The following is a 26,414-nucleotide window of genomic DNA, read 5'->3' as shown; positions in this document are numbered from 1 at the left end:
GCGCCCCCTGTAATCACCGCGACGAATAAAACTGTGCGCTGATCTCGTGGGGTCGCCATTGATGGCGACCTTTTTTACGCGCGCTCTTCAAATTCCTGATAATTATAAATCCCTGCCGCCAGCACCAGCTGTGACGCGACTTCACGCGCTTGCTCTTTATCCACCAGCAGATCAATCAGCTTCAGGGCAAAATCGATCGCCGTGCCCGGCCCCTGGCTGGTCAGCAGATTAACGCGCGGATCCCACACCACGCGGCGCTCCATCCATTTTTCTTCCGGAATGGTGTGCTTCAGGCCGGGAAAACCGGTCATATTGCCCACGGGAAACAGGTCATGCGGTACCAGTACCGTGCCCGGCGCGGCACAGATCGCCGCGACAATGTTGCCTGACAGATGACACTGGCGTACCGTCTCCACCAGCAGCGGGCTGTCGCGGAAGGTTTCAGCGCCTTTGAGGCCGCCCGGCAGGACGATGGCGGCAAAATCGTTATCCGCCACTTCAACCAGCGGTGCGTCAGCCAGCAGGCGTACGCCGCGGGAGCAGACAATCTCGCGCGTGCCGTCGCTCTCCACGCTGGCGGTGGTCACCTTCAGGCCGGCGCGGACCAGCAGGTCGATAGTGGTGACCGCTTCGGTCTCTTCACTGCCATGGGCCAGGCAAACCAGCACTGATGCGTTCGCGCTCATATTGGGACTCCTTGCGTTTAATCAGGTCGTACAGGCGGGTATTTTCCGGCAGCGCGATCCCCTGCGCACGGGCGCGGCGCAGCAGGTAGCCGGTAATGTAATCAATTTCAGTCTGACGCTGCGCACGCACATCCTGCAGCATCGAGGAGACGTTGGCGGCGGTGCTGTCGATGACGTCGTAAATAATGTCGCGCAGGTTATCCAGCGCGATGTGCTGGCCCTCGCGCTCCATCACCCAGGCCAGCTCCTCGCACAGCCGGTTAATCTGCTCCGGCCAGGCGCGCAGCGCGCCGTTCTGGCAGTCGTGCTCAACCGTCAGCGTGTTGATCACGCAATTAACTGCCAGCTTGCGCCAGCTGGCGGACGCGATGTTATCGTGCCACGCTACGTCCGGCAGTGCCTGATGCAGAATATCGGCGATATCGCTCAGCGCCGCGCTTTCGCGGCTGGCAGGCCCAATGTGGGTGATGCCCTGCGCGACATGTTTAATCACCGTGCCGTCGCGCATCGCCGCGTGCGTGGTGATGCCGCGCAGCAGCGGCTGCTGCACTTCTTTGAGCTCTTCGATCGTACCCATGCCGTTGTGCAGCAGCAGGATCGGCGCGTGGCGCGGCAGCACGCTTTGCAGGTTTTTCACCGCAGGTGAAACCTGTGGCGCTTTCAGTGTCACCAGTAGCAGCTGGCTTTCGGCCAGAAACAGCGGATCGTTAGCGATGAAGGTGTGATTGCTGACGTGGCCCTGCGGATCGACCACGTTGACCGAACAGTACGGCTGCGGTACGCGCAGCCAGCCCTGAACGTCATGTCCCTGGCGTGCAAGGGCCGCGAGCCAGATTTGCCCCAGGGCGCCGCAACCCAACACGGTAATTTTCATTATGCCTCCCGCTGGCGGGTGGGTGAATGGGTGTCACACCCTTAATTATAGCTTTCCGCGTCGCGTGTTTTATTAGCGCGACAAGACGCGTATTATGCATGTCACTTTAGTATCAGGAGAAGAAAAGATGCCATCTTTCGATATCGTTTCCGAAGTCGAACTGCCGGAAGTGCGTAATGCGGTGGAGAATGCCAACCGTGAGATCTCAACCCGTTTCGATTTCCGCAACGTGAGCGCCAGCTTTGAGCTCAACGAAAAGAATGAGACCATCAAAGTCACCAGCGAATCGGATTTTCAGGTGAAGCAGCTGGTGGATATTCTGCGTGAAAAGTTGCTGAAGCGCGGCATTGAAGGCGCGGCGATTGAAGTACCGGAAGAGATTGTGCACAGCGGTAAAAGCTGGAGCGTTGAAGCGAAGCTGAAAAAAGGCATCGAAAGCGATGTCGCGAAGAAAATCGTTAAGCTGATCAAAGACAGCAAACTGAAAGTGCAGACGCAGATTCAGGGTGAAGAGCTGCGCGTCACCGGTAAATCCCGCGACGATCTGCAGGGTGCGATGGCGCTGGTGCGCGGTGGCAACCTGGGTCAGCCGTTCCAGTTCAAAAACTTCCGCGATTAATCCCCTCTGTCGCGCGCCGCACGACGATACAGCGTGCTGCGCGCGACCCCCAGCGCCTGCGCCGCTTTACTGATATTGCCGTCATAGCGCTGCAGCGTTTCACTGATCAGCTGTTCATCGTGGCGTTCGCGCAGCGGCGGTGCCGGCGGGCGGCGATACTCTGCCGGCAAGTGACTTTCCGTCAGCGTTTCGCCCTCATCGGCGAGCGCCAGCAGCACGCGCAGCAGACTGCGTAGCTGGCGCACATTGCCCGGCCACGGCTGCTGCGCCAGCGCCGTCAGCAGTGCCGGAGACAGCTGTACGCCACGCTGCGCGGCCCCCAGCTCCTGCCATAAATCGCGGATAAACCCGGCGACGTTCGGCCAGGCGCGCAGTGGCGGAAGGGTCAGGGCGAACTCCTGCAGACGATAGAGCAAATCCTCACGAAATTCGCCAGCGGCCACGCGCTGGGCCAGATCGCGATGCGTGGCGCAAATCACGGCAAAATTCACCGGCCAGCTGCGACTGGAGCCGAGTGGCGCCACCTCTTTTTCCTGCAGCACGCGCAGCAAACGGGTCTGCAGCGTCAGCGGCATATCACCGATTTCATCCAGAAACAGCACGCCGCCATCTGCTTCGCGAATTTTGCCGATATAGCCATTTTTACTGGCGCCGGTAAATGCGCCGGGCTGGTAGCCAAACAGTTCGGATTCAATCAGTGCCTCGGGGATGGCGGCACAGTTGATGGCGACAAACTTGCCCGTGCGCCAGCGGCTTTGCTGGTGCAGCGCGCGGCTGACATACTCCTTGCCGCTGCCGGTTTCACCATAAATGCACAGCGAAACGCCGGCATCCAGCAAGCGAAGCATTTTTGCGCCGTCAGCTCCCAGCACGCGCGGCAGATCATGCGTGCGACTATCCGGCACGCTGACGTGGCTGCGCTGCGGCGCGCGCAGGCGGAACCAGTAGCGCTGCGCGCCAATGTCGACCGCGGCGGGAACGCTGTTGGCCTGCTGCTGCAGTTGCGGAAACAGCTGCTGAAACGTCAGGCTGGCAAAGCGATCGGCGCTGAGAGCCAGTTCGCGCATCGCCAGCCGGTTAGCTGCGGTCAGCACATTGTCAGAAAACACCAGCAGCAGTTCATCACTGGTGTCGATGCCCTGCGGCTGCGGATGCAGACTAAGCAGCCACTGCTGCGGATGCAGGCTCTGCTTCACCCACAGGTACTCGATCTGCTTTGCCGCTGCTTTCACCCGGTTCAGGGTATGCGGATGCGGAAAGTGTGCCGGACCCGAGATATCCAGCACGCCGGCTATCTGGCCGTTGGGCATCTGCAACGGCATTGCGGCGCAGTACAGACCCTGGTTGCGCGTCAGGAAATGCTGCTGGCCATCAATTTCACAGCCGTCATCAATCGCCAGCGCGGTGCCAATTGCATTGGTGCCGCGTCCGCATTCGCTCCACAGATTACCGGGTGCCAGGGCAAAGCGCTGGGCTTTCTCCAGCGCCTGCATATCGCCAAAGGTGTTCAGCACCAGCCCGCTGGCATCGGACAGGATCACCACCGACTGCGTCTCCGCCATCTGCTGCGCCAGCTGGCGGATGACCGGCTGCGCAAACTGCTGCAGCCCGGCGTTGCTGGCCAGCACATCGGCCAGCTCGCCCTGACGCACGCGCGGGAAATCGTCGGCGCTGCGCTCTAATCCATACAGCTGGCTGCGGAACCAGGAGTCGCTTAACAGCGGGTTAGCGTGCACGGCAGACGCGGCTGAATTTCCCTGCATGAGTGACCTCAGAACGGCGTGTAAGTGTTGCAACATTGTAGCGTTAGGGTTTCCGCACTGTTGCGATACGCAACACAGATACCGCGTTTGTCCTGGAGGACTGACAGGTTTGCTGGCGGGGCATGATTTTATTTGATTGATAAATAATGCATTTATTGCTTTTGCGCCTGATGAGAAAAAACTGGCACGCGTGCTGCAATCACCAACACAGGCAGTTGCGCTGCCTGTTCAGACCCTCTGACCTGATAATAAGGAGTTTGCGATGCGTTATGCACATCCCGGCACGCCCGGCGCGCTGGTCTCTTTCCAGGCGACCTACGGCAACTATATCGCCGGCAACTTCACCGAGCCGCTGAGCGGCCAGTACTTTATGAACACCTCGCCGGTAGACGGCAGCGATATTGCCCGGTTCCCGCGATCCGACGCGCGCGATATCGATCTGGCGCTGGATGCGGCGCATCAGGCCGCCGATGCGTGGGGCAAAACCAGCGTACAGCAGCGCGCCAACCTGCTGCTGCAGGTGGCCGATCGCATGGAAGCCAGTCTTGAGAAGCTGGCGGTAGCGGAGAGCTGGGATAACGGTAAACCGATTCGCGAGACGCTCAACGCCGATCTGCCGCTGGCGGTCGACCATTTTCGCTACTTTGCCGGCTGCCTGCGCGCGCAGGAGGGCAGCACCGCCGAGATCGACGAAACCACGGTGGCCTATCACTTCCACGAGCCGCTCGGCGTGGTCGGACAGATCATCCCGTGGAATTTCCCGCTGCTCATGGCGGCGTGGAAGCTGGCACCGGCGCTGGCCGCCGGTAACTGCGTGGTGCTGAAACCGGCTGAGCAGACGCCGCTTGGTATTACGCTGCTGATGGAGCTGATTGGCGATCTGTTCCCACCGGGCGTGCTGAATGTGGTGCAGGGCTTTGGCCGCGAAGCCGGCGAAGCGCTGGCCACCAGCAAGCGCATCGCTAAAATTGCCTTTACCGGATCCACGCCGGTCGGGCGGCATATCATGGCCTGTGCGGCGGAGAACATCATTCCCTGCACCGTCGAGCTGGGCGGCAAATCACCCAACATCTACTTCGCGGATGTGATGTCGGGTGAAGAGGCGTTCATCGAGAAAGCGGTCGAGGGGCTGGTGCTGGGCTTCTTTAATCAGGGCGAAGTCTGTACCTGTCCATCGCGTGCGTTAATTCATGAATCGATCTACCAGCCCTTTATGGAGCGGGTGCTGGCCAAGGTTGCCACCATTCGCCGTGGCGATCCGCTCGATACCGACACCATGATCGGGGCTCAGGCTTCCCGCCAGCAATTCGACAAAATCCTGTCCTATATCAACATCGCCCGTGAAGAAGGTGGGCAGATTCTGACAGGGGGCGAGCGTGCGCATATCGCCGCGGAGCTGGATAACGGATTCTACATCCAGCCCACCCTGATCAAGGGCAGCAACCAGATGCGCTGTTTCCAGGAGGAGATTTTTGGGCCAGTGATTGGCGTCACCACGTTCCACGATGAGGCAGAGGCGCTCGCGATCGCCAATGAAACCCAGTTTGGCCTGGGCGCGGGCGTGTGGACGCGCGATACCAATCTGGCGTATCGCATGGGCCGCGGCATCAAAGCCGGTCGCGTCTGGACCAACTGCTATCACATCTATCCCGCCCATGCGGCATTCGGTGGCTACAAGCAGTCGGGCGTCGGGCGTGAAACCCACAAAATGGCGCTCAGCGCCTATCAGCAAACCAAAAATCTGCTGGTCAGCTATGGCACAGCGCCACTGGGGCTGTTCTGAGTCCGCATCCGTTCAAATGGAGAGTGAAAGATGAATATGCAAATCAAAACCACCATGAAAGCCGCGATTGTGAAGGCGTTTGGTGAACCGCTGGTGATTGAGCAGGTGCCGGTGCCGTCCGTTGGGCCGGGGCAGATTCTGGTGAAAATCGCCGCCACCGGCGTGTGCCACACCGACCTGCACGCCGCCGAAGGCGACTGGCCGATCAAGCCCAATCCGCCGTTTATTCCCGGCCATGAAGGCGTCGGTCAGGTGGTGGCCATTGGCGAAGGGGTGAAGCATCTCAAACTGGGTGATCGCGTCGGGGTACCTTGGCTCTATTCGGCGTGTGGCCACTGCGAGCACTGCCTCGACAGCTGGGAGACGCTGTGTCTGTCGCAGCAGAATGCCGGCTATTCGGTCAACGGCAGCTTTGCCGAGTACTGCCTGGCGGATGCCAACTACGTCGGCATCATTCCGGATAACGTTGAGTTTAATGAAGTGGCACCGATTTTATGTGCTGGCGTAACGGTTTACAAAGGCCTGAAGATGACCGATACCAAACCGGGTGACTGGGTGGTGGTTTCCGGCATCGGCGGGCTGGGGCACATGGCTATTCAGTATGCGGTGGCGATGGGGCTCAACGTGGCGGCGGTCGATATCGACGACGATAAGCTGGCGTTTGCCAAACGGCTCGGTGCCAGTGTGGTTGCCAATGCGAAGCAGGTCGATCCGGCGAAAGTGTTTCAGGAGAGCTTTGGCGGTGCGCACGGTGTGCTGGTAACGGCGGTCTCGCCAAAAGCATTTGAACAGGCGATCGGCACGCTGCGTCGCGGCGGCACCATGGTGCTTAACGGCCTGCCACCAGGGAAATTCGATCTCTCGATCTTCGACATGGTGCTGGATGGCATCACGGTGCGCGGCTCGATTGTTGGCACGCGTAAAGATCTGCAGGAAGCGCTGGATTTTGCCGGTCGCCATAAGGTGAAAGCGAATGTCGCGGTTGAGCCGCTGACTAACATCAACGATATCTTTGCGCGCATGCACGCCGGCAAAATTGAAGGGCGTATTGTGGTGGATATGTCGCTGTAGTAACGCTGAGCGGACCGCGTGGAGCCAGATCATCGCGGTCCGCTGTGGGCAAGTCATTAACTGCTGGCGAGCAGCGCCTCCAGCTCCACACGGCTCGTCACTTTGCTGTCAATTTTAATGTAGGCGCTTTTCTCTTCCGGCACGATAAACACCGACGCTACGCCGGGCTGCGCGCGCAGCCGCTTCTCCAGATTCGGTACCGCCAGCACTGCATCGCTCAGCACCAGGCGCAGGCTGCTGACGTACGGCGGCTCCTGCATCGACATGGCGACAAACAGCCACGCCGCAGCCACTATCGCGCCGACCAGAAACACCGTTTGCGCATCGAAGTGGCCGAAAATCCAGCCGCCCAGGCTGCCGCCAATCGCGACGCCAATAAACTGGCTGGTGGAATAAATGCCCATGGCCGTGCCTTTGTAGCCCGCCGGCGACTCTTTGCTGATCAGCGACGGCAGAATCGCTTCCATCAGATTAAAGGCGAGGAAAAACAGCTGCACGCCAATCACCAGCGTCCAGAAGTGGCCCGCGGCGCCCCACAGTACAATTTCCGCGATGATGATCAGCGCCACGCAGCCGACAAACACCCGCTTCATGCGGCGTTTTACCTCGGCATAGATAATAAACGGCACCACGGCGACAAACGCCACCAGCATGGTCACCAGATACACTTTCCAGTGTTCAGCCGCCGGGAAGCCCGCCTGTTCAAACTGGCCCGGCAGCGCGACGAAGCTCGACATCAGTAAAATGTGCAGACAGAGAATGCCGATATTCAGCTTCAGCAATTTGGGATTGGCCAGCACTGCGCGAATGCTGCCTTTGACCATGCCGGATTCGCGGTTCAATACGTGGCCCGGCGCATTGGGCACTACCAGCAGGGTGATCACGATACCCAGGCTGGCGAGTAGGGCAATCATCCAGAACAACGCGTGCAGACCCAGCGCGTGCGTGACAATCGGGCCGACCACCATGGCAATCGCAAAGGTAACGCCGAAGCTGATGCCGATAAACGCCATCGCTTTGGTGCGGTTCTGTTCACGGGTCAGGTCTGACAGCAGCGCCATCACCGCCGCGGCAATGGCACCGGATCCCTGCAGCGCGCGACCAAGGATAATGCCCCAGATGGAGGTGCTGGTGGCGGCAATAAGGCTGCCGAGCACAAACAGCAGCAGGCCACCGACAATCAGCGGCTTGCGGCCAATGCGGTCGGACAGCAGACCAAAGGGGATCTGAAACACGGCCTGCGCCAGACCATAAATACCAATTGCCAGACCGATCAACGTTTCGCTGGCGCCCTGTAAAGCCATACCGTAAGTGGTCAGTACCGGCAGGACCATAAACATTCCCAGCATGCGCAGGGAAAAAACTGTGCCTAAACCCCATGTTGCCCGAAGCTCAACTGGTGTCATTCTATTATCGTTCATTCCAACCTCTGTAAGTTTATGCCCCTGGGACTTCAGGTTGCAGCGGCACAGGTTGCGCGCCCTTATCTGCGACCCGGCTCACCGGGACATGCAGCGCTTATTTTAGGAAGCAGGGCAGGGCGGGTAAAACAATTGTTTTTAAGCAGTGGTAACAAAAAGAAAGGGCGCGAAATTCGCGCCCTTGTCCGGAGTAACGGTCTGACTTACCAGACGTAAGTCAGCAGGTCCTTAGAGGCCGGGGCCATAAAGTCCACCGACATCATCACGCTCAGCGCAGTGATGGCGACAATGGAGAACACGAACAGTTTACGCGCCCAAACTTTGTCGTTTGAGGTTTTGTAACCTGACAGTGCCATACCCAGCCACCACACGCTGACGGCGGCAGCCACCACCAGATATTTGTAGCCAGCATAACCGCCCAGCGACAGCATCAGCGTGGCAATCATGAACGCCAGGATGTACAGCGTAATATGATTTTTCGCCACGGAGATGCCTTTCACCACCGGCAGAACCGGAATATTGGCGGCCTGATAATCTTTGAAGCGGAAGATGGCAATCGCGTAGGAGTGCGGCATCTGCCACAGGCTAAAGATAGCCAGTAAGATTAACGCGCCGGCATCAAACTGGTTGGTCACCGCGCAGTAGCCAATCACTGGCGGCGCAGCGCCAGAGAGGCTGCCAATCAGCGTGCCATAGACCGAATGACGCTTCATGTAGAGGCTGTAAATGCCGACATAGACGACGAAGCCCATCACCGCCAGCCACATGGCCAGCGGGTTAGCGCCAAAATACAGCAACGCAAAGCCAGCAATACCCAATGCGGTTGCATAAACCAGGCTTACTTTCGCCGAGATCAGGCCTTTGACCAGAACACGGTTCCGCGTTCTCTCCATTTTGATGTCGATGTCGCGGTCAATCACATTGTTGAATACACAACCGGATGCGACCACCAGCGAAACGCCCACCAAAGCGACGAGAAACAGGGGGTAATCAATGCTGCCTTTTGAAGCCAGCAGGAATCCACCGATCACAGAAATTAAATTGCCGAAAATAATTCCTGGTTTTGTTACTTGCAGGTATTGCTTAATCATTACGCGTGACTCTTTAGTGGGCCATCATGTTGTAGTTGAGGTTCCACATAATCCACAGTGAGCCAATCACCACAATCAGGATAATGACTGCGGAGAAGACAATGGCCACCATGTTCCAGCCACCCTCGGATTTGCTGTCCAGATGCAGGAAGTAGACCAGGTGCACCAGCACCTGAACCACTGCACACACCAGAACCACACCCAGAATGGTGCCGTGAGAAGCACTGCCATCCATCACCATCCAGAACGGGATCGCCGTCAGGATGATCGAGAGGATGAAGCCGATCATGTAAGACTTCACGCTACCGTGAGATGCACCATGTTCGTTTACAGAATGACTCATTACATGGCCCCCATCAGATAGACAACGGTGAATACGCAGATCCACACCACATCCAGGAAGTGCCAGAACAGGCTCAGACACATGATACGGGTGCGGTTGGTGGCGCTCAGACCGCGTTTAGCGATCTGGAACATCAGCACGGCCATCCAGATCAGACCAGAGGTCACGTGCAGACCGTGCGTACCGACCAGAGTAAAGAAGCCAGACAGGAAGCCGCTGCGGTCAGGACCGAAACCTTCCTTGATCAGGTGATGGAATTCATAGATTTCCATCCCGATAAATCCGGCACCGAACAGGAAGGTCAACGCCAGCCAGCTGATGACCGAACCTTTGTTCTGGTTGTTCATCGCAATTACTGCCATACCATACGTAATGGAGCTCAGCAGCAGCAGCGCGGTTTCAACCAGCACAAACGGCAGTTCGAAGATATCTTTACCTGCCGGGCCACCGGCAGTGTTGTTAACCATGACCGCATAGGTCGCAAACAGGGTTGCGAAGATAATGCAGTCACTCATCAGGTAGATCCAGAAGCCAAAGACTTTATTGGCTCCCGCATCGTGATGCCCATGCTCCGCATGGGCGTCGTGGTGGTGTTTAACGGTTTCAGTTGACATTATTTCAGACCTGCTTTGCTGATGTCATCAAAGTGCTTCTTCTCGATCTGCTCGATTTCAGCAACCGGTACGTAGTAATCCACGTCTTCATCGAAGCTCTTCACAATCCAGGTCACGATGGTGCCAAGGAAAGTAAGACCTGCCAGCCACCAGATGTGCCAGATCAGGGCAAAACCGAAGACTGTCATGAAGGCAGCGATAACAATGGCCGCGCCGCTGTTTTTCGGCATATGAATTTCTTCATATTTTTCTGGCTGCTTGTACGCTTCGCCTTTCTCTTTCATTTCCCAGAACGCATCACGCTCGTGGATATGTGGGATCACAGCAAAGTTGTAGAACGGCGGAGGTGAAGAGGTTGCCCACTCCAGCGTACGGCCGCCCCACGGGTCACCGGTCAGATCGCGGTTCTGCTCACGGTCACGTACCGATACCCAGAACTGGATAAGCTGGCACAGGATACCGCAGGCGATCAGCGCTGCACCGCCTGCTGCAACTACCAGCAGAGAGTGGAACTGCGGATCGATGTCCTGGCTCAGACGACGGGTCATCCCCATGAAGCCCAGCGCGTACAGCGGCATAAAGGCAACGAAGAAGCCGATGATCCAGAACCAGAAAGCACGTTTGCCCCAGGTTTCGTTCAGGGTGAAGCCGAAGGCTTTCGGGAACCAGTAGGTCACGCCAGCCATACAACCGAACACCACACCACCGATGATAACGTTGTGGAAGTGTGCAATCAGGAACAGGCTGTTGTGCAGCACGAAGTCTGCGCCTGGTACCGCCAGCAGTACGCCGGTCATACCACCAACGGAGAAGGTGACCAGGAAGCCGATGGTCCACAGCATCGCCGAGTTGAACTCGATACGACCCTGATACATGGTGAACAGCCAGTTAAAGATTTTCACCCCGGTCGGAATGGCGATGATCATCGTCATGATACCGAAGAAGGCGTTAACGTTCGCACCGGCACCCATGGTGAAGAAGTGGTGCAGCCAAACGATGAACGACAGAACGGTAATGGCGATGGTTGCCCACACTAGCGAGGTGTAACCAAACAGACGCTTTTTCGAGAAGGTGGCCGTGACTTCAGAGAAGACACCAAACACCGGCAGAACGAGGATGTACACCTCCGGGTGACCCCAGACCCAGATCAGGTTGACGTACATCATCATGTTACCGCCCATATCATTGGTAAAGAAATGGAAGTCGAGGTAACGATCAAGCGTCAACAGTGCCAGCGTCACGGTCAGAACCGGGAACGCAGCGATAATCAGGACGTTAGTACACAGTGCTGCCCAGGTGAATACCGGCATCTTGAACAGGTCCATGCCCGGTGCACGCATCTTCAGAATGGTCACGAAGAAGTTGATACCGGTCAGCGTGGTACCAATACCGGAGAGCTGGAGACTCCAGATCCAGTAATCGACCCCGACGCCAGGACTGTATTCTGCCCCCGAGAGCGGTGGATAAGCCAGCCAGCCGGTCTGTGCGAATTCGCCCACACCCAGTGACAGGTTAACCAGGATCACACCGATAGCGGTAAACCAGAAGCTCAGGTTGTTCAGGAACGGGAAGGCAACGTCACGGGCACCGATTTGCAGCGGAACCGCGATGTTCATCAGACCCACCACGAAAGGCATCGCCACGAAGAAGATCATGATCACGCCGTGAGCGGTAAAGATCTGGTCGTAGTGGTGCGGTGGCAGTATGCCTGCTTCCCCGGCGGAAGCCATAACCTGTTGGGTACGCATCATTACCGCATCGGCAAAGCCGCGCAGCAGCATGACAAAGGCCATGATGATGTACATGATACCCAGTTTTTTGTGGTCGATGGAGGTTAACCATTCAGACCACAGATACTGCCATTTACCGAAATAGGTAATAGCAGCGATCAGCGCCAGACCACCAATGATGATACCGGCGACCGTAACCATGATAATGGGTTCATGGTAGGGCACTGCATCCAGTGTTAATTTTCCGAACATCGTATTATTCCTCGGCTCCCGCAGCTGCGGCGTGATTCATGTCCATGCCTTCGTGCGACATGTCCATTTTCCCGTGGCTCATCATGAACTTATCAATAACCTGCTTGAACAGTTCCGGATTCGCAGTTGAGAAATATTCCACCGGGTGATTTTCGCTTGGCGCAGCCAGTTTTTCGAAATCATCCATGGTGGTCAGCGTGTTAGGTGCCGCTTTAACTTTGGCAACCCACTGCTGGAATTCCGCATCGTCTTTGGTGGCAATGGCTTTGAACTTCATGCCAGAGAAACCGCGACCGCTGAAGTTAGCAGAGATACCGTCGAACGTACCTGGCTCGTTGGCGATCAGGTGCAGTTTGGTCTGCATACCCGCCATGGCGTAGATCTGGCTGCCGAGCGTAGGAATAAAGAAGGAGTTCATGACGGAGTTCGAGGTGATCTTGAAGTTCACCGGAGTATTTGCCGGGAAGGCAATCTGGTTGACGGTTGCAATACCCTGTTCCGGGTAGATGAACAGCCATTTCCAGTCCAGTGCCACTACGTCGATCTCAACCGGTTTCACGTCAGAGGCCAGCGGTTTGCTCGGCTCCAGCGCGTGGGTTGATTTCCAGGTCAGCACGCCGAGGAAGAGAATGATCAGGATCGGAATGGTCCAGACCACGGCTTCCACTTTGTTAGAGTGTGACCAGTTAGGGCTATACTTCGCGTTGGTATTGGTTGCCCGATATTTCCAGGCGAACACAACAGCCATTAAGACTGCCGGAATAACGACGATCATCATCAAGCCGAAAGCTGTCAGAATCAGTGAACGTTGCTCCAGTGCAATCTGTCCCTTGGGATTTAACAACGCACTATCGCAGCCGCTGAGTAATACAGCGCCTGCAATTAATGACAAAATCCCCAAACTTTTATTGTATTTCCTGAGTCTCATTTAACGACCTCAATGACAAAGGGCTCTATTGTCGTTTAAGTGTGCGCGCATTTTACGGGAAGGTTTATGCAGTGTAAACCAGCTTAAGGATGTGTCAGAAGGCTGTTGACACCTTTTGCTAAGGGTGTCACAGATGTTGCGCAGGGTGACAAATTATTAACTGCGACAAGCAGTTGGCGGCAATATAACAAAAACCAATGACATTAACCGCAGAGAAAACAGGGAAAGCATAAACCGGAGTTTTAATACTCATTTATTTAACAATTCTGCATCATTTTAGCGATGAAATTTCTACAAATTAATTGCTCACCGGATTTAAATATTACGCGGGTTTGTTAATTTAATGTTTCTATTTCGCGTTAAAAAAAATGCTATCGCTTAAAATTCGCCGGGGGCTATTTTTAAGCGATTTATCCCCGTCTGGCAAATAGCGCAGCGTTAATGTGCACGATTTGACGCTGTTTTTCTTAATGCCAGCCAGTCCAGCATCACGCCGAGCAGCACCGCCAGCAGCGCCAGCGCCATCCCTGCCTCAAACAGATGGGTTGGCAGCGTCGCGCTGTGCCAGATATCCGCTGCACGCAGTGCCAGCGTCAGCAGCCAGAGCGCCAGCAGCGTGCAGCCCGCCGCGAACAGGCGTACCGTCCAGCGATAACCCTGTGGCCACAGGCTGCGCTTCATGAATTCACCGCTGTGCTGCATTGCCTGTAGCGTGCCGCGACACGCCCACAGCAGCAGCAGGCCTGGTACGGCGGCCACCACGGTAAAGGCGTAAAATACCGGCCAGCCCCACAGTTCGACCAGCCAGCCAGCCGCCGGACCGACATACACGCGTCCAACCGCTGACAGCGCTGACAGCAGCGCGAACTGCGTGGCCGAGAACGATTTGTTGCACAACGTCATCAGCAACGCCACAAAGGCGGCGGTGCCCATGCCGCCGCACAGGTTTTCGATAAATACCGCGCTGGCCATGCTCCACAGATGCGGTGGCGTTACCGCCAGCAGCCAGTAAGCGAAATTAGATACCGCCTGCAGCACGCCGAAGATCATCAGCGCGCGGAACAGGCTCAGGCGCTGCATCAGCACGCCGCCGTACAGCGCACCAATAATGGTCGCCAGCAGGCCAAGCGTTTTATTCACCAGACCGACATCACCGGCGCTGAAGCCCACGCCGCGAATCAGAAAGGTGGTGGTGAGCGAAGCGGCGAACGCGTCGCCCAGCTTGTAGAGAATGATTAAGGTGATCAGCAGCCAGGCGTTGTTGCGCTGAAAGAAATCCTTCAGCGGAAACGCGACGGCCTGACGCAGCGAGTGCGGCTCGCGCACCGGCGCCTCAGGTTCACGCGCCAGCAGCGTAGCGATCAGTCCGGGCACCATCAGCAGCGCCATCAGCCAGTAGGTGGCCTGCCAGCCGAGATAGCGATCCGCCAGCCACAACGCCAGACCGCCGGAAATCAGCATCGCCAGCCGGTAGCCGAGCACGGTAATCGCCGCACCGCTGCCGCGCTCTTCCGGCGGCAGCACATCGGTTTTCCACGCATCAAACACAATATCCTGCGAGGCTGAGCAGAAAGCCACCAGCACCGCCAGCGCCGCCAGCAGGGTAAGGTCGCGTGATGGCTGCATAAAGCCCATCGCCACAATGCCGGCGATCAGCGCTAATTGCGTGACCAGCAGCCAGCCGCGCCGCCGGCCAAGAAAGGGCGGGGTATAGCGATCCATCATCGGCGACCACAGGAACTTAAACACATAAGCCTGACCGACGAGGGAGAAGAAACCAATGGTTTTCAGGTCGACATTCTCTACCGTCATCCACGCCTGTAGCGTACCGGCGGTCAGCGCCAGCGGCAGACCGGAAGCGAAACCGAGCAGCAGCAGGACCGCAGCGTTACGTTGGGTAAAAATACGCAGATAGTGAGATGTCATAGCCAGCCTGAAATGAAGCCCGGTCAGCGGGGACCGGGCAGGTTACTGCGGAAAATTAACGCGCGTTTTGCTTGATGAAGTTATTGACGCTGGTGTCCTGCGCCATATCGGCAATCACGTCGCTCAGGGTCGAGTTAACCGCGTTGGTGATCTTATCGTTAGTGGCGCTGAAGGCACCCTCTACGCTGTAAGTCTGACGGTAGTTTTTCACCTGCTTGTTGCCGTTTTTCGCGGTAGCGATAATAGAGATATCCGCTTTGGTGGTGATGCTGTAACGCACGTTGCCCTGCGTAACATCGGCGTACAGGCCATTAACCACGATCTGCAGATCCACCGCGCCGTTCGGGCCAATCATGTAGCCGCGCGAGGTCATCTGCTTCTCCAGCACTTCCTGCAGCAGGAAACGCAGGTCGCGTGATGGGGTAAGGGTGATCAGCTGGCCGTCGCGGTTCACTTTGGCCAGCGCCTGATCGCTGCGCTGATCGGCACCGTTAACGCTGACGGTAACGCCCATCAGGCTCGGATCCTGCTGTGGCAGCTGGATTTTTGGCTGGATGTTCAGCGTGGTGTTATTGCTGGCGCAGCCGGCCAAAATAAAGGCAGCCAGCAGAGGGAATAACAGTTTTTTCAACATACTCATTCTCGTTAGCATATGGGTTGGTTTGCAAAACTGCGGCCATCATAGCATTGCGGCACGGCGAAAAAAGCCCCGCACCAGGGGAAATTGATTGTAAAGGATTTTTTCGGACAGCCGGACGCGGTAACCGATTGACCGGCAGCCTGAGCAGGCTAAGATGCGCAGCGCAGCAGGATTTATTTCCTGCCAGACTGCGGGAAAGGTAAAAAACCTACTAATATTTAAACAGATGGGGCACAGCGCTCGCCGTAGAGGAGTGTTAACAATGATTCGCGAACAAATAGAAGAAAAGCTGCGTAACGCTTTTGAGCCTGCACATCTTGAAGTGCATGACGAAAGCTATCGTCATAACGTGCCTGCCGGTTCTGAAAGTCACTTCAAAGTGGTGATCGTCAGCGACCTTTTCACCGGACAGCGCTTCCTGCAGCGTCACCGCGCTATTTATGGCGAGCTGGCGACCGAGCTGGCAGGCAGCGTCCATGCGCTGGCGCTGCATACCTACACGCGCAAAGAGTGGGATGGACTGCAGGATACCGTACTCGCCTCACCGAACTGTCGCGGTGCCGGTACGCTGGCCTGAGTTTTTCTCTTCAGCTTCCTCCAAAACGGCCTGCGGGCCGTTTTTTCTTACCTCAATGATGCACAAACGCGATCTGCGGCGCAAAAAAGCAGCAAAACCGTTAAAAAGTGGTGAGTTTGCAGCCTCGACTCATTCCGGGGATGCCGCTATAATGCGGCGTCTATTTTTCCGGAATGTCTTCGGGACGCTTCTGGTGACAGGGATTAGGTTCTGCCTGCAGAGGCCGTCCCGGTTGTTGGATACGGCGCATTAATTGTGTGGTGTCTGAAGTTGACCGAGCACGTGATTTTTTGAGGTAACAAGATGACAGTTTCAGTAGAAACCACTCAGGGTCTGGGCCGTCGCATTTCGATTACTGTTCCTAAGGACAGCATCGAAAGCGCAGTGAAGAAAGAACTGGTGGAAGTGGCTAAGAAAGTCCGTATCGACGGTTTCCGTAAAGGCAAAGTGCCGGCTACCATCATTAATCAGCGCTACGGTGCCTCTGTTCGTCAGGACGTCCTGAGCGAGCTGATGACGCGTAACTTCGTTGACGCCATCATCAAAGAGAAGATCAACCCAGCTGGCGCACCGAACTACGTGCCGGGTGAGTATAAAGAAGGTGAAGATTTCACCTACGCGGTTGAGTTCGAAGTGTATCCGGAAGTTGAGCTGAAAGGCCTGGATGCAATCGAAGTCGAAAAACCGGTGGTTGAAGTGACCGACGCTGACGTCGACACCATGCTGGAAACCCTGCAGAAGCAGCAGGCGACCTGGAAAGAGACCGATGCAGCGGCATCAGCAGAAGATCGCGCGACCATCGATTTCACCGGCTCTGTAGACGGCGAAGAGTTCGAAGGCGGCAAAGCGTCTGACTTCGTGCTGGCGATGGGTCAGGGTCGTATGATCCCAGGCTTCGAAGAAGGCATCACTGGCAAGAAAGCCGGCGACACCTTCACCATCGACGTGAAATTCCCGGATGACTACCACGCGGAAAACCTGAAAGGCAAAGACGCGAAGTTTGACATCGTGCTGAAGAAAGTGGAAACCCGCGAACTGCCGGAGTTGACCGCTGAATTCATCAAGCGTTTCGGGGTGGAAGATGGCTCCATCGAAGGTCTGCGCGCTGAAGTGCGTAAGAACATGGAGCGCGAGCTGAAAGGCGCTATCCGTAACCGCGTGAAGACGCAGGCGATTGACGGTCTGGTTAACGCGAACGAAATCGACGTGCCAGTGGCACTGATCGACAGCGAAATCGACGTTCTGCGTCGTCAGGCTGCACAGCGTTTCGGCGGCAACGAGAAGCAGGCGCTGGAACTCCCACGTGAACTGTTTGAAGAGCAGGCAAAACGTCGCGTTGTGGTCGGTCTGCTGCTGGGCGAAGTAATTCGCATCAACGAGCTGAAAGCCGATGAAGATCGCGTTAAAGCGCTGATCGAAGAGATGGCTTCTGCGTACGAAGATCCGCAGGAAGTGATCGAGTTCTACAGCAAAAACAGCGAGCTGATGAACAACATGCGCAACGTTGCGCTGGAAGAGCAGGCGGTTGAAGCGGTACTGGCGAAAGCCAAAGTGACTGACAAAGCCACTAACTTCCAGGAGCTGATGAACCAGACCTCTGCGGCCTGATTCGTGAGTTAACCCTGAGTGCTAAAGCCCGCGACCGCTGTGTCGCGGGCTTTTTCGTTTCTGGCGGAAACCAAGCACATTTGTGCGCTATTTGACTAATTAATCGGCAAATTCTTCGCTAAGCTGTTTTTCCGTGTTAGCGAATGGGGAAAAGGTTGTTATGCTTGAAACAACTGGGCTGCATCCCCAGATACAGGGAGAATGCGTGAAAACAGTAAGACTGGCTGATTAACCGTCCTGTTATGTCGGAACGAGACCGCTGCGCATAGTTTTCGCCGCGCGCCTCGCGTAAAATCGGTACAGAATGTTGCCAATGAAATTTATCAGGAGACGGTAATGTCATACAGTGGCGATCGTGAATTTACTGCACCAACCAATGCGCTGGTGCCAATGGTGGTCGAACAAACCTCGCGCGGCGAGCGTTCTTACGACATCTACTCCCGCCTGCTTAAAGAGCGCGTGATCTTCCTGACCGGTCAGGTTGAGGATCACATGGCGAACCTGATTGTGGCGCAGATGCTGTTTCTGGAAGCTGAGAATCCTGAAAAAGACATTTACCTCTACATTAACTCGCCAGGTGGTGTGATTACCGCCGGTATGTCGATTTATGACACAATGAAGTTCATCAAGCCGGACGTGAGCACCATCTGTATGGGCCAGGCCTGTTCGATGGGCGCATTCCTGCTGACGGCGGGGACCAAAGGCAAGCGCTTCTGTCTGCCAAACTCACGCGTGATGATTCACCAGCCGCTGGGCGGCTATCAGGGCCAGGCGACGGACATTGAGATCCACGCGCGTGAAATCCTGAAAGTGAAGCAGCGTATGAATGAGCTGATGGCGGAACATACCGGCAAATCGCTGGAGCAGATTGAACGCGACACCGAGCGCGATCGTTTCCTCTCTGCCAGCGAAGCGGTAGAGTATGGCCTGGTCGACTCCATCCTGACGCATCGCCAATAAGACACATCTGTCTGCCCCTTACGCTATAGTTAACGGGTGCAGACAGGTGAGTTGCATGCATATCGGCCGTTGCTGTGCGGCCATTGCCGTACACCAATTAGGTCTGAGAACGAAAAGAGGTTAGCTGATGACAGATAAGCGCAAAGACGGTTCAGGTAAGTTGCTGTACTGCTCTTTCTGCGGCAAAAGCCAGCATGAAGTCCGTAAGCTGATTGCCGGGCCGTCAGTGTATATTTGCGACGAGTGTGTCGATCTGTGTAACGACATCATTCGCGAAGAGATTAAAGAAGTGGCCCCGCACCGCGAGCGCAGCGCGCTCCCGACGCCCCATGAGATCCGCCATCACCTTGACGATTATGTTATCGGTCAGGAGAAGGCGAAAAAAGTGCTGGCGGTGGCGGTGTACAACCACTACAAACGTCTGCGTAACGGCGACACCAGCAACGGGATTGAACTGGGCAAAAGTAACATTCTGCTGATCGGTCCAACCGGTAGCGGTAAGACCCTGCTGGCGGAAACGCTGGCGCGCCTGCTCGATGTGCCTTTCACCATGGCGGATGCCACCACGCTGACCGAAGCCGGTTATGTGGGCGAGGATGTGGAAAACATCATCCAGAAACTGCTGCAGAAGTGCGACTACGACGTACAGAAAGCGCAGCGCGGTATTGTGTACATCGATGAAATCGATAAGATTTCCCGTAAATCAGACAACCCGTCTATCACCCGTGATGTGTCAGGTGAAGGCGTACAGCAGGCGCTGCTGAAACTGATTGAAGGCACAGTGGCTGCCGTGCCGCCGCAGGGTGGACGTAAGCATCCGCAGCAGGAGTTTCTGCAGGTCGACACCTCGAAAATCCTGTTTATCTGTGGCGGTGCGTTTGCCGGCCTCGATAAAGTGATTTCACAGCGTGTTGAAACCGGCTCCGGTATTGGCTTTGGCGCGACCGTTAAAGGTAAATCGCAGAAAGCCAGCGAAGGCGAGTTGCTGTCACAGGTTGAGCCGGAAGATCTGATCAAATTTGGTCTGATTCCGGAGTTCATTGGTCGTCTGCCGGTGGTGGCGACGCTCAACGAGCTGAGCGAAGAAGCGCTGATCCAGATCCTGCGTGAACCGAAAAACGCCCTGACCAAGCAGTATCAGGCGCTGTTTAACCTGGAAGGCGTGGAGCTGGAGTTCCGTGACGAAGCGCTGACGGCGATTGCGAAGAAAGCGAACTCGCGTAAAACCGGGGCACGTGGTCTGCGTTCTATCGTAGAAGCGGCGCTGCTCGAAACCATGTACGACCTGCCATCAATGGAAGGCGTAGAGAAAGTGGTGATCGATGAGTCAGTGATCGAGGGGCAATCTGACCCGATGCTGATTTACGGTAAGCATGAAGCCCAGGCTTCTGGCGAATAAATAATCAATTACACCACGTTGTTATCTTAAAAAAGGGGAAAATGTTTCCCCTTTTATTTTTCTCACCTCTGTGACATTGAATGTCGTGCAAGCATCCCCATATACTCATAATCCTGTGGGTCTAACTGCATACAGCCTGTATCACGCGGTTCCCATCACCTGGCGGACATTAAACTAAGAGAGAGCTCTATGAATCCTGAGCGTTCTGAACGCATTGAAATCCCCGTGTTGCCGTTGCGCGACGTGGTGGTTTATCCGCACATGGTAATTCCGTTGTTTGTTGGTCGGGAAAAATCGATTCGTTGCCTCGAAGCGGCGATGGATCATGACAAGAAGATCATGCTGGTTGCCCAGAAAGAGGCTTCAACGGATGAACCTGGTATTAACGATCTCTTCGCGGTAGGGACCGTTGCTTCCGTACTGCAGATGCTGAAACTGCCAGACGGCACCGTTAAGGTGCTGGTGGAAGGTCTTCAGCGCGCACACATCACCACTTTAGCGGACAATGGCGACCACTTTGTTGCCCAGGCCGAATACCTGATCTCGCCGGAAATTGAAGAGCGCGAGCAGGAAGTGCTGGTGCGTACCGCCATCAATCAGTTTGAAGGCTACATCAAGCTGAACAAAAAAATCCCGCCGGAGGTGCTGACTTCACTCAACAGCATCGACGACGCGGCGCGTCTCGCCGACACCGTGGCGGCGCACATGCCGCTTAAGCTGGCTGACAAACAGTCAGTGCTGGAGATGTCCGACATCAATGAGCGTCTGGAATATCTCATGGCGATGATGGAATCGGAAATCGATCTGCTGCAGGTTGAGAAGCGTATTCGCAACCGCGTTAAAAAGCAGATGGAGAAAAGCCAGCGCGAGTACTATCTGAATGAGCAAATGAAAGCGATTCAGAAAGAGCTGGGCGAGATGGACGATGCGCCGGATGAATACGAAGCGCTGAAACGCAAAATCGACGCGGCGAAAATGCCGGCCGAGGCGCGCGAGAAGGCCGAAGCCGAACTGCAGAAGCTGAAGATGATGTCACCGATGTCAGCGGAAGCCACCGTGGTGCGCGGCTACATCGACTGGATGGTGCAGGTACCGTGGAACGCACGCAGCAAGGTGAAAAAAGACCTGCGGAAAGCGCAGGAGACGCTGGATACCGACCATTACGGTCTGGAGCGCGTGAAAGACCGCATCCTTGAGTATCTTGCGGTGCAGAGTCGCGTCAGCAAAATCAAAGGGCCGATTCTGTGTCTGGTCGGACCGCCGGGCGTGGGTAAAACCTCGCTGGGACAGTCAATCGCCAAAGCCACCGGCCGTAAATATGTACGTATGGCGCTGGGCGGTGTGCGTGACGAAGCAGAAATCCGCGGCCACCGTCGTACCTATATCGGGTCGATGCCGGGCAAACTGATCCAGAAAATGGCCAAAGTCGGCGTGAAAAACCCGCTGTTCCTGCTGGATGAGATCGACAAAATGTCATCCGACATGCGCGGCGATCCGGCTTCAGCGCTGCTGGAGGTACTGGATCCGGAGCAGAACATTGCGTTCAACGATCACTATCTGGAAGTGGATTATGATCTGTCAGATGTGATGTTTGTGGCTACCTCTAACTCCATGAACATTCCTGCTCCGCTGCTGGATCGTATGGAAGTGATTCGTCTCTCCGGCTACACCGAAGATGAGAAGCTCAACATCGCTAAACAGCACCTGCTGCCGAAGCAGATCGAGCGTAATGCGCTGAAAGAGAAAGAGATAAGCGTTGACGACAGCGCCATTATCGGCATTATCCGCTATTACACCCGTGAAGCGGGCGTGCGTAGCCTGGAGCGCGAACTCTCCAAGCTGTGCCGTAAAGCGGTGAAAGCGCTGCTGATGGACAAAGCGAAAAAGAGCATCAAAATCAACGGCGAAAACCTCAAGGATTTCCTGGGTGTGCAGCGCTTTGATTACGGCCGCGCCGACAGCGAAAACCGTGTTGGTCAGGTCACCGGCCTGGCGTGGACCGAAGTGGGCGGCGATCTGCTCACCATCGAAACCGCCTGCGTGCCGGGCAAAGGCAAGCTGACCTACACCGGTTCACTCGGTGAGGTGATGCAGGAGTCAATCCAGGCGGCGCTGACCGTAGTCCGCGCCCGTGCGGAGAAACTCGGCATCAACGGTGACTTCTACGAGAAGCGTGACATCCACGTACACGTACCGGAAGGAGCGACGCCGAAAGATGGTCCAAGCGCCGGTATCGCGATGTGTACCGCGCTGGTCTCCTGTCTGACCGGTAACCCGGTGCGTTCGGACGTGGCGATGACCGGCGAGATCACACTGCGCGGTCAGGTACTGCCGATTGGTGGCCTGAAAGAGAAACTGCTGGCGGCGCATCGCGGCGGCATCAAAACCGTGCTGATCCCGGACGAAAACAAGCGCGATCTGGAAGAGATTCCACAGAACGTGATTGCCGATCTGTCGATCCATCCGGTGAAGCGTATTGAAGAAGTGCTGAGCCTGGCGCTGGAAAATGCCCCGTACGGGATGCAGGTTGCCACGGCAAAATAGTGATTAGCGACAAAAAGCGCTAAAAAGCGAAGCTGGCAGGCCAAATCGGGCTTGCCAGCTTTTTTTTGTGCCGCTAATTTAGGGGGCTGCTGGATCAACGATTAAGATGAATACCGTTGTTTCAGCTCCACAGGCTTGATATAACTGGCTGCGCGTTCGCACCGGGCGGGAAGCGCGGGTGCGAGTGAATAATAAAAGAGGGGATGAAGAGAGTGAATAAGTCACAGTTGATCGACAAAATTGCTGCAGACGCTGACATTTCTAAAGCGGCAGCGGGACGTGTGTTAGATGCATTCATGGGCTCCGTTTCTGACGCGCTGAAAGGCGGTGACGAAGTGGCACTGGTCGGTTTCGGTACCTTCTCTGTACGCGAGCGTGCTGCCCGCACCGGCCGTAACCCACAAACCGGTAAAGAAATCACCATCCCGGCTGGTAAAGTACCGGGCTTCCGTGCAGGTAAAGCACTGAAAGACACCGTCAATTAATGACCGCTGACCTATCCATCGAAGCATTTTCTTCCATGGATTGAGGACGAAAAAGGCGTTCTCATGTAACATACGGGCACATCATTTTTGATGTGCCTTTTTTTATCTTGATGCGCGACTTTAGCCGCTGGCTTCAGTCTCCGCATGGTTGCCAGCTGCCAGCCTGAACCGCAGCTGCACGATGATGACATCGTGTCAGAGCTTTACATCCACACTACAGCGGAGTGTTGTCATACCATGATGGACAATTTACGCGCGGCGTCGAACCATGTCGTGCTCAAGATCATTCTGGGATTGATCATCCTGTCATTCGTACTGACCGGGGTGGGCAACTACCTGATTGGCGGTAATAGCGATTACGCTGCCAAAGTGAACGGCCATGAAATTAGCCGCGGTGAGCTGGAACAGGCGTTTAACAACGAGCGCAACCGTCAGCAGCAGGTGCTGGGCGACCAGTTCTCGCAGCTGGCCAGCAACGACGGCTACATGCAGCAGATGCGCCAGCAGGCGCTGTCACAGCTGATCGATCAGGCGCTGCTCGATCAGTACATCAAAGATCTGCACATTGGCATCAGCGACGATCAGGTGAAGCAGGCTATTTTCAATCAGCAGGCTTTCCAGACCAACGGTAAGTTCGACAACGCGAAATACAACGGCCTGATCGCCAGCATGGGCTTTAGTGCCGATCAGTACGCCGAAGCGCTGCGCAAGCAGCTGGCGACGCAGCAGCTGATCAACGCCATCGCCAATACCGACTTCATGCTGAAGGGTGAAACCAGCAAGCTGGTGGATCTGGTCTCGCAGCAGCGCGAGATTCGTCAGGCGGTGATTGACGTTAATGCGCTGGCCGCGAAACAAACCGCCAGCGACGACGAAATCAATCAGTACTACCAGCAGCATCAGAGCAGCTTTATGGCACCTGAGCAGTTCCGCGTCAGCTATATCAAAATGGATGCGGCCAGCCTGCAGGAGAACGCCAGCGAAGCGGATATTCAGAGCTGGTACGATCAGCACAAAGCCGACTATTCACAGCCGCAGCGCAACCGTTACAGCATCATTCAGACCAAAACCGAAGCTGATGCCAACGCGGTGCTGGATGCGCTGAAAAAGGGCGAGGATTTCGCCACGCTGGCGAAGAGCAAATCCATCGACCCAATCTCTGCGCGTAAAGGCGGCGACATGGGCTGGCTGGAGCCGAACACCACGCCGGATGAGCTGAAAAACGCCAACCTGACGCAGAAAGGTCAGCTGTCTGGCGTGATCAAGTCCTCAGTAGGTTTCCTGGTGGTGCGTCTGGACGATATCCAGCCAGAGCAGGTTAAACCGCTGGCGGACGTGCACGATGCGGTGGCGGATAAAGTGAAGCAGGAAAAAGCCGTCGACGCCTTCTATAAGATGCAGCAGAAGGTGAGCGAAGCCGCCAGCAACGACAACGAATCCCTGGCGGGCGCCGCACAGGCATCTGGCCTGAAAGTGGTGGAAACGGGCTGGATCACCCGCGATAACGTGCCGGCCGATCTCGATTTCGATGCGGTTAAACAGGCGATCTTCAACGGTGGCCTGACCGGTCAGAACGGCGCGCCGGGCAACAATTCTGACATCATCAGCGTCGATGGCGATCGGGCGTTTGTGTTGCGCATCAGCGAGCACAAACCGGAAGCGGTTAAACCGCTGGATCAGGTCAAAGCGCAGATTGCTGACAGCCTGAAGCATGACAAAGCGACGCAGCAGGCCAAAGCGCAGGCAGACAAACTGCTGACCGAGCTGAAAGCGGGCAAACAGGACGCGCTGCAGGCGGCTGGCCTGACGCTAAGCGCCAGCAAAACCGTCGATCGCAACGCCCAGGATCCGGTGGCTCAGGCCGCATTCAACCTGCCACAGCCAGCGGATAACAAGCCGTCGTGGGGTGTCAGCGAAGATATGCAGGGCAACGTGGTGCTGGTCGCGCTGGATAAGGTCAGCGCGGGCAACATGCCGCAGGCGCAGATCGACGAAATGGTGAAAGGCGTGACGCAAAATAACGCGCAGATTGCCTTTGAAGCGCTGCTTGAAAACCTGCGCAAAGAGGCGAAGATTAAGTACGGCGCCGCCGCACAAAACCAGTAAGCCTCACAAAAAAAGGTAAACTGCTGCAATACCGAAAGGCCGCTTCTGCGGCCTTTTCCATTTCTGATCATCGCCTTTTGAGTGGGTTTCTCGCTTGTGCCACCCTGCAGTGGCTGTCAAACACAAGGAGAAACACAGCATGGTTAAATCAACATTTCGTGCCTTTTGCATCACGCTGGCGCTGGGCGGCGCGCTCTGGACCAGCGGACTGGCGGCGGCGGAAAGCCCCAGTGAAACGCAGGCGACGCAGGTGTCCACGCCGCAGCAGGAACAGGTCAGCATCAATCAGGCCACGGCCGAGCAGCTGGCCGCCGCCATGAACGGTATTGGACTGAAGAAAGCGCAGGCGATTGTCAGCTATCGTGAGCAGTACGGGCCCTTCAGCGCCATCGAGCAGCTGAAAGAAGTGCCAGGTATTGGCAGTGCGCTGGTGGAGCGGAACAGCGCGCGGCTGAAATTGTGAAGCGGCTCGCGACTCTGAAGGATTGCTAAAGCGGCCCATCAGGCTGTGCTATGCTCAACAGGTCCAACCAGTTGTCATTCACAGCCTGAACAGGAGCAATCATGCAAACCACCATCAAAGTGCGCGGCTATCATCTTGACGTCTATCAGCATGTGAACAATGCGCGCTACCTGGAGTTTCTGGAAGAGGCGCGCTGGCAGTGGCTGGAAGATGCCGATGCCTTTCACTGGCTGCTGGAGCAGCAGCTGGCGTTTGTGGTGGTGAATATCAACATTAACTATCGTCGTCCGGCGGTGCTGGGCGACGTGCTGCACATTGAGAGCGAGGTCTCGCAGCTCAACGGCAAAAGCGGCATTATTTTACAGCGGGTGGTGCTGGCGGGTGATAATACGCTGGTGGCGGATGCGGCGCTGACCTTCGTCTGCATCGATTTGCGCACGCAAAAAACCGTGCCGCTGGAAGGGGAGTTACGTGAACGCCTGGCGGCATTGATGACCGCGCCTTCCTGAGCTGGCATGCCCAGAAAGCACG

At 56.1% G+C, this 26,414-nt stretch carries 23 protein-coding genes; 12 read left to right on the top strand and 11 right to left on the bottom strand.

Features of this window, described 5'->3' with window-relative positions; genetic code table 11:
• Positions 1–74 precede the first annotated feature (74 nt).
• Together yajL and panE are read right to left on the bottom strand one after the other, a co-directional pair.
• Positions 75–686, bottom strand: a complete 612-nt coding sequence (yajL, locus tag AC6I8P_RS14005) for a protein deglycase YajL (protein ID WP_222951207.1) — start codon at positions 684–686, stop codon at positions 75–77.
• Positions 640–1,560, bottom strand: coding sequence for a 2-dehydropantoate 2-reductase (gene panE / locus AC6I8P_RS14000; protein ID WP_058757963.1), 921 nt, complete (start codon positions 1,558–1,560; stop codon positions 640–642). The genes yajL and panE overlap by 47 nt, the downstream gene beginning before the upstream one ends.
• Positions 1,561–1,687: 127 nt before the next feature.
• Here panE and AC6I8P_RS13995 point away from each other — a divergent pair, with 127 nt between their 5' ends.
• The gene (locus AC6I8P_RS13995; protein WP_021507173.1) at positions 1,688–2,179 is read left to right on the top strand and encodes a YajQ family cyclic di-GMP-binding protein; all 492 of its coding nucleotides are present in this window, start codon (positions 1,688–1,690) and stop codon (positions 2,177–2,179) included.
• On the opposite strand, the gene AC6I8P_RS13990 is transcribed toward AC6I8P_RS13995, so the two are convergent.
• Positions 2,176–3,942: a sigma-54-dependent Fis family transcriptional regulator gene (locus AC6I8P_RS13990; protein WP_264249228.1), complete on the bottom strand. Its 1,767-nt coding sequence runs from the start codon at positions 3,940–3,942 to the stop codon at positions 2,176–2,178. The two genes, AC6I8P_RS13995 and AC6I8P_RS13990, sit on opposite strands and share 4 nt — an antisense overlap.
• A gap of 262 nt (positions 3,943–4,204) precedes the next feature.
• On the opposite strand from AC6I8P_RS13990, the gene exaC reads away from it, so the two are divergent.
• Positions 4,205–5,725 carry an acetaldehyde dehydrogenase ExaC gene (exaC, locus tag AC6I8P_RS13985; protein WP_127833753.1) on the top strand — a complete coding sequence of 507 codons (1,521 nt, stop codon included), beginning with the start codon at positions 4,205–4,207 and terminating at the stop codon, positions 5,723–5,725.
• 36 nt (positions 5,726–5,761) lie between these two features.
• Positions 5,762–6,796, top strand: coding sequence for an alcohol dehydrogenase AdhP (gene adhP, locus AC6I8P_RS13980; protein ID WP_031279650.1), 1,035 nt, complete (start codon positions 5,762–5,764; stop codon positions 6,794–6,796).
• A 56-nt stretch (positions 6,797–6,852) separates the two neighbouring features.
• Here adhP and AC6I8P_RS13975 read toward each other — a convergent pair whose 3' ends face one another.
• From AC6I8P_RS13975 to AC6I8P_RS13940, 8 genes are all read right to left on the bottom strand, one after another.
• Positions 6,853–8,217, bottom strand: a complete 1,365-nt coding sequence (locus AC6I8P_RS13975) for an MFS transporter (protein WP_031279651.1) — start codon at positions 8,215–8,217, stop codon at positions 6,853–6,855.
• Between the two features lie 203 nt (positions 8,218–8,420).
• Positions 8,421–9,308 carry a heme o synthase gene (gene cyoE, locus AC6I8P_RS13970; RefSeq protein WP_021507178.1) on the bottom strand — a complete coding sequence of 296 codons (888 nt, stop codon included), beginning with the start codon at positions 9,306–9,308 and terminating at the stop codon, positions 8,421–8,423.
• Between the two features lie 13 nt (positions 9,309–9,321).
• Complete coding sequence (locus tag AC6I8P_RS13965; protein WP_022549333.1) at positions 9,322–9,651, bottom strand: cytochrome o ubiquinol oxidase subunit IV; 330 nt, start codon at positions 9,649–9,651, stop codon at positions 9,322–9,324.
• A complete protein-coding gene (locus AC6I8P_RS13960) occupies positions 9,651–10,265 on the bottom strand; it encodes a cytochrome o ubiquinol oxidase subunit III (RefSeq protein WP_021507179.1) in 615 nt (204 codons plus the stop codon). Before AC6I8P_RS13960 ends, AC6I8P_RS13965 begins: the two co-directional genes overlap by 1 nt.
• Positions 10,265–12,247, bottom strand: a complete 1,983-nt coding sequence (gene cyoB, locus AC6I8P_RS13955) for a cytochrome o ubiquinol oxidase subunit I (protein WP_021507180.1) — start codon at positions 12,245–12,247, stop codon at positions 10,265–10,267. The genes AC6I8P_RS13960 and cyoB overlap by 1 nt, the downstream gene beginning before the upstream one ends.
• Before the next feature lie 4 nt (positions 12,248–12,251).
• Positions 12,252–13,175, bottom strand: coding sequence for a cytochrome o ubiquinol oxidase subunit II (gene cyoA, locus AC6I8P_RS13950; protein WP_031279652.1), 924 nt, complete (start codon positions 13,173–13,175; stop codon positions 12,252–12,254).
• 438 nt (positions 13,176–13,613) lie between these two features.
• Positions 13,614–15,101, bottom strand: coding sequence for a muropeptide MFS transporter AmpG (gene ampG, locus AC6I8P_RS13945; protein ID WP_104092650.1), 1,488 nt, complete (start codon positions 15,099–15,101; stop codon positions 13,614–13,616).
• 55 nt (positions 15,102–15,156) lie between these two features.
• The gene (locus tag AC6I8P_RS13940) at positions 15,157–15,735 is read right to left on the bottom strand and encodes a lipoprotein (protein ID WP_021507183.1); all 579 of its coding nucleotides are present in this window, start codon (positions 15,733–15,735) and stop codon (positions 15,157–15,159) included.
• Positions 15,736–16,003: 268 nt separating this feature from the next.
• Here AC6I8P_RS13940 and bolA point away from each other — a divergent pair, with 268 nt between their 5' ends.
• From bolA to AC6I8P_RS13895, 9 genes are all read left to right on the top strand, one after another.
• Positions 16,004–16,318 (top strand): transcriptional regulator BolA, encoded by a 315-nt coding sequence (gene bolA, locus AC6I8P_RS13935; protein ID WP_058757958.1) that lies wholly within the window; start codon positions 16,004–16,006, stop codon positions 16,316–16,318.
• 303 nt (positions 16,319–16,621) lie between these two features.
• Entirely contained in the window at positions 16,622–17,926 is a 1,305-nt protein-coding gene (tig, locus tag AC6I8P_RS13930; RefSeq protein ID WP_021507185.1) for a trigger factor, read from the top strand.
• Positions 17,927–18,262: 336 nt separating this feature from the next.
• Positions 18,263–18,886, top strand: coding sequence for an ATP-dependent Clp endopeptidase proteolytic subunit ClpP (gene clpP, locus AC6I8P_RS13925; protein WP_010616837.1), 624 nt, complete (start codon positions 18,263–18,265; stop codon positions 18,884–18,886).
• 127 nt (positions 18,887–19,013) lie between these two features.
• Positions 19,014–20,285: an ATP-dependent protease ATP-binding subunit ClpX gene (gene clpX, locus AC6I8P_RS13920; RefSeq protein WP_021507186.1), complete on the top strand. Its 1,272-nt coding sequence runs from the start codon at positions 19,014–19,016 to the stop codon at positions 20,283–20,285.
• A gap of 189 nt (positions 20,286–20,474) precedes the next feature.
• A complete protein-coding gene (gene lon / locus AC6I8P_RS13915) occupies positions 20,475–22,829 on the top strand; it encodes an endopeptidase La (RefSeq protein ID WP_021507187.1) in 2,355 nt (784 codons plus the stop codon).
• Between the two features lie 212 nt (positions 22,830–23,041).
• Entirely contained in the window at positions 23,042–23,314 is a 273-nt protein-coding gene (gene hupB, locus AC6I8P_RS13910) for a nucleoid-associated protein HU-beta (protein WP_498030674.1), read from the top strand.
• 237 nt (positions 23,315–23,551) lie between these two features.
• Entirely contained in the window at positions 23,552–25,420 is a 1,869-nt protein-coding gene (gene ppiD, locus AC6I8P_RS13905) for a peptidylprolyl isomerase (protein WP_211725168.1), read from the top strand.
• A gap of 139 nt (positions 25,421–25,559) precedes the next feature.
• Positions 25,560–25,883: a ComEA family DNA-binding protein gene (locus AC6I8P_RS13900; protein ID WP_058775229.1), complete on the top strand. Its 324-nt coding sequence runs from the start codon at positions 25,560–25,562 to the stop codon at positions 25,881–25,883.
• Positions 25,884–25,984: 101 nt separating this feature from the next.
• Positions 25,985–26,392: an acyl-CoA thioesterase gene (locus tag AC6I8P_RS13895; protein WP_058769390.1), complete on the top strand. Its 408-nt coding sequence runs from the start codon at positions 25,985–25,987 to the stop codon at positions 26,390–26,392.
• The last annotated feature ends 22 nt before the right edge of the window (positions 26,393–26,414 follow it).

The sequence above is a fragment of the gamma proteobacterium symbiont of Lampromicra miyakona genome, assembly GCF_059730895.1.
The sequence above is the reverse complement of the archived record's forward strand: the minus strand, read 5'-3'. Positions and strand labels throughout refer to the sequence as shown.

Bases quoted from the DNA above. Each gene is read 5' to 3' on its own strand.
- AC6I8P_RS13990 (WP_264249228.1), bottom strand. From the start codon at position 3,942: ATGCAGGGAAATTCAGCCGCGTCTGCCGTGCACGCTAACCCGCTGTTA.
- AC6I8P_RS13940 (WP_021507183.1), bottom strand. From the start codon at position 15,735: ATGTTGAAAAAACTGTTATTCCCTCTGCTGGCTGCCTTTATTTTGGCC.
- yajL (WP_222951207.1), bottom strand. From the start codon at position 686: ATGAGCGCGAACGCATCAGTGCTGGTTTGCCTGGCCCATGGCAGTGAA.
- AC6I8P_RS13895 (WP_058769390.1), top strand. From the start codon at position 25,985: ATGCAAACCACCATCAAAGTGCGCGGCTATCATCTTGACGTCTATCAG.
- lon (WP_021507187.1), top strand. From the start codon at position 20,475: ATGAATCCTGAGCGTTCTGAACGCATTGAAATCCCCGTGTTGCCGTTG.
- ppiD (WP_211725168.1), top strand. From the start codon at position 23,552: ATGATGGACAATTTACGCGCGGCGTCGAACCATGTCGTGCTCAAGATC.
- cyoA (WP_031279652.1), bottom strand. From the start codon at position 13,175: ATGAGACTCAGGAAATACAATAAAAGTTTGGGGATTTTGTCATTAATT.
- cyoE (WP_021507178.1), bottom strand. From the start codon at position 9,308: ATGATTAAGCAATACCTGCAAGTAACAAAACCAGGAATTATTTTCGGC.
- bolA (WP_058757958.1), top strand. From the start codon at position 16,004: ATGATTCGCGAACAAATAGAAGAAAAGCTGCGTAACGCTTTTGAGCCT.
- adhP (WP_031279650.1), top strand. From the start codon at position 5,762: ATGCAAATCAAAACCACCATGAAAGCCGCGATTGTGAAGGCGTTTGGT.
- AC6I8P_RS13965 (WP_022549333.1), bottom strand. From the start codon at position 9,651: ATGAGTCATTCTGTAAACGAACATGGTGCATCTCACGGTAGCGTGAAG.
- AC6I8P_RS13960 (WP_021507179.1), bottom strand. From the start codon at position 10,265: ATGTCAACTGAAACCGTTAAACACCACCACGACGCCCATGCGGAGCAT.
- AC6I8P_RS13995 (WP_021507173.1), top strand. From the start codon at position 1,688: ATGCCATCTTTCGATATCGTTTCCGAAGTCGAACTGCCGGAAGTGCGT.
- ampG (WP_104092650.1), bottom strand. From the start codon at position 15,101: ATGACATCTCACTATCTGCGTATTTTTACCCAACGTAACGCTGCGGTC.
- exaC (WP_127833753.1), top strand. From the start codon at position 4,205: ATGCGTTATGCACATCCCGGCACGCCCGGCGCGCTGGTCTCTTTCCAG.
- tig (WP_021507185.1), top strand. From the start codon at position 16,622: ATGACAGTTTCAGTAGAAACCACTCAGGGTCTGGGCCGTCGCATTTCG.
- AC6I8P_RS13900 (WP_058775229.1), top strand. From the start codon at position 25,560: ATGGTTAAATCAACATTTCGTGCCTTTTGCATCACGCTGGCGCTGGGC.
- AC6I8P_RS13975 (WP_031279651.1), bottom strand. From the start codon at position 8,217: ATGAACGATAATAGAATGACACCAGTTGAGCTTCGGGCAACATGGGGT.
- clpP (WP_010616837.1), top strand. From the start codon at position 18,263: ATGTCATACAGTGGCGATCGTGAATTTACTGCACCAACCAATGCGCTG.
- cyoB (WP_021507180.1), bottom strand. From the start codon at position 12,247: ATGTTCGGAAAATTAACACTGGATGCAGTGCCCTACCATGAACCCATT.
- panE (WP_058757963.1), bottom strand. From the start codon at position 1,560: ATGAAAATTACCGTGTTGGGTTGCGGCGCCCTGGGGCAAATCTGGCTC.
- clpX (WP_021507186.1), top strand. From the start codon at position 19,014: ATGACAGATAAGCGCAAAGACGGTTCAGGTAAGTTGCTGTACTGCTCT.